The sequence below is a fragment of the Kitasatospora sp. NPDC091257 genome, from assembly GCF_044757675.1.
Lineage (GTDB): Bacteria > Actinomycetota > Actinomycetes > Streptomycetales > Streptomycetaceae > Kitasatospora > Kitasatospora lactacystinica.
On the sequence record NZ_JBIVVI010001125.1, the window covers coordinates 1 to 2,964 of the forward strand.

Consider the following 2,964-nt stretch of genomic DNA (forward strand, 5'->3'; position numbering starts at 1 on the left):
GGCAGCCTCGCGGGGGGAGGCTGCCCCGGCCCGCCGGGATGGTCCGGCGGGGAGGGCGCTTCGCTGCGCCCTCCCCGCCGTGACGTTCTCCCGGGTGTGCGAAGGGTCAGTGGTGGAAGCCCGAGCGGGGCGGCACCCCGAGCTGCTGGAGCGGGACGGGCTGGCGCCGCAGTTCCGGCAGCAGCCGGTCGAGGTCGGCCAGCAGCAGGTCGGCGAGGTCCCGCGAGAAGCCGTTGCGGCAGACCACCCGGAGCACCGACAGGTCCTCCCGGTTGGCCGGGAAGGCGTACGCCGGCACCTGCCAGCCGCGTTCGCGCAGCCGCCGCGAGACGTCGAACACGTCGAACGGGACGTCCCCTTCGGTGGTGAAGGCGAATACCGGCAGCTGGTCGCCCCGGGTCAGCAGCCGGAAGCCGTCCAGCTTCCCGATCCGCCCGGCGAGGTAGGTGGCGACCTCGCGGCAGGCGCCCTGGACGGCCCGGAAGCCATCCCGGCCGAGCCGCAGGAAGATGTAGTACTGGGCGACCACCTCGGCGCCGGGCCGGGAGAAGTTGAGGGCGAAGGTCGGCATCTCGCCGCCCAGGTAGTTGACCCGGAAGACCAGTTCCTCCGGCAGTGCCTCCTTGTCGCGCCAGAGCGCCCAGCCCACCCCGGGATACACCAGGCCGTACTTGTGGCCGGAGGTGTTGATCGAGGCGACCCGGGGCAGTCGGAAGTCCCAGGACAGGTCCGGGTCGAGGAAGGGTGCCACCATGCCGCCGGAGGCGCCGTCCACGTGCACCGGGACGTCGACGCCGGTGCGCTCCTGGAAGGCGTCCAGGGCCGCGCAGATCTCCGCGACCGGCTCGTACGAGCCGTCGAAGGTGGAGCCGAGCACGGCGACCACACCGATGGTGTTCTCGTCGCACAGCGCGGCCGCCCGCTCGGCGTCCAGGTGGAAGCGGTCGCCCTCCATCGGCGCGGTGCGGGCCTCGACCTCCCAGAAGTTGCAGAACTTCTCCCAGCAGACCTGCACGTTGACGCCCATCACCAGGTTCGGCCGGGCCCCGGCGGCGTAGCGGTCGGGGTGGCGCCGCATCCAGCGGCGCTTGAGCGCCATGCCGGCCAGCATGCAGGCCTCGCTGGAGCCGGTGGTGGAGCAGCCGACGGCGGTGTCCGGGTCGGGGGCGTGCCAGAGGTCGGCGAGGATCGCCACGCAGCGCCGCTCCAGTTCGGCGGTCTGCGGGTACTCGTCCTTGTCGATCATGTTCTTGTCGAGGCACTCGGTCATCAGCCGGGTGGCCTGGGCGTCCATCGAGGTGGTGACGAAGGTCGCCAGGTTGAGCTTCGCGTTGCCGTCCAGCATCAGCTCGTCGTGGATCAGCTGGTACGTGGTCTCGGCCGCGACCGGGCCCTCGCCGAGCCGGTGCAGCGGCGGGGCCAGCTTCATCGCGCCCAACGGGTCGGCGACGGTCGGGTACGGGCCGATGCTCAGCCGGCGGTCGCCGCCGGCTCCCTTGTGCAGCGCCATGGCGTCCTGCCGCCTTCCGCGTCGGTGGCCGTGTCCCGTTCCACGCTGCCACCGGGCGCCGGGTGCCGCATCCGCACGGCCGTCACCGCCCCCGGGCCGGGGTCAGGCCGCGGCCTCCGGGTGGATCTGGTCGCGGGCGGCCCGGTACTGCTGACGCACCGCCGAGCCGATCGCCAGGTCCTGCTCCCCGTCGGGCTCGACGGTCTCGGCGTCCGGCAGCTCCCACTCCGGCGGCTCCGGGGTGCCCGCCAGCGCCCACGCGGCCTGCCGGGCGGCCCCGCGGGCGGCGTGGGCGCCCGGTGGCGGCACCACGACCGGGACGCCGAACAGCATCGGGGCGATGTGCCGGACGGCGGGCAGCCGCCCGGCCGTGCCGAGCAGGAACACCCGCTTCACCGCGACGCCCCGGGCGCGCAGCACGTCGAGGGCGTCGGCGATGTTGCACAGCATGCCCTCGACGGCGGCCCGGGCCAGGTGCTGAGGGGTCATCGCCTCGGCCCGCAGCCCGGTCAGGGTGCCGGCCGCGTGCGGCAGCGCGGGGGTGCGTTCGCCGTCCAGGTAGGGCAGCAGCACCAGGCCGTAGGCGCCGGGGGAGGAGTGCAGGGCGAGGTCGCTCAGGCCCTCCAGGTCCCGGCCGAGCAGGGCGGCGGTGGAGCGCAGCACCTCGGCGGCGTTGAGGGTGGCGACCATCGGCAGGTGCCGGCCGCTGGCGTCGGCGAAGGAGGAGACCAGGCCGGAGGCGTCCACCACGGCCTCCTCGTGCACCGCGAAGATCGTTCCGGCGCTGCCGAGGGAGACCACCGCGTCGCCCGGGCCGAGGCCCAGGCCCAGTGCGGCGGCCATGTTGTCCCCGGTTCCGGCCGAGATCAGCAGGCCCTCGGGGGTGTGCCCGGCGGGCTCGGCCGGGGGCAGGACGTCGGGCAGCCTGAGCTCGTGGCCGAGCGCCAGCTCGACCAGGTCCTGCCGGTACTCGCCGGTGATCGGCGACCAGTAGCCGGTGCCGGAGGCGTCGCCGCGGTCGGTGGTGCGGCGCTTGGGGTGGCCGAGCAACTGCCAGACCAGCCAGTCGTGCGGCAGCAGCACCTCGGCGATCCGACGGGCGTTGGCCGGCTCGAACTCGGCCAGCCAGCGCAGCTTGGCGATGGTGTACGTGGGGGCGGGCACGGCGCCGATCGCGGCGGTCCAGGCGGCCGGGCCGCCGAAGGCGTCCAGCAGCTTGGCGGCGGCCCCGCTGGAGCGCGGGTCGTTCCACAGGAGCGCCGGGCGGACCTGTACCCCGCCCGCGTCCAGGCCGATCATCCCGTGCTGCTGGGCGCTGACGCCGATCGCCCGGACGCCCTCCAACAGGCCGCCGGTCGCGGCGTCGCCGAGCGAGTGCAGCCAGACCTGGGGGTCGGCCTCGCCCGGGCGCAGGTCCTGGTCCTCGGGGACGGGGTGGGGCGCCTTGCCGGAGC

2 protein-coding genes are annotated in these 2,964 nt (G+C 74.7%); both read right to left on the minus strand.

What is annotated here, in order from left to right; all coding sequences use genetic code 11:
- Nucleotides 1-106 precede the first annotated feature (106 nt).
- Nucleotides 107-1,510 carry a glutamate decarboxylase gene (locus ACIQOV_RS35235; RefSeq protein ID WP_401054917.1) on the minus strand — a complete coding sequence of 468 codons (1,404 nt, stop codon included), beginning with the start codon at nt 1,508-1,510 and terminating at the stop codon, nt 107-109.
- Between the two features lie 102 nt (nt 1,511-1,612).
- Nucleotides 1,613-2,964 (minus strand): FGGY family carbohydrate kinase (locus ACIQOV_RS35240; RefSeq protein WP_401054918.1); only part of this gene is annotated, 1,352 nt, incomplete at its 5' end.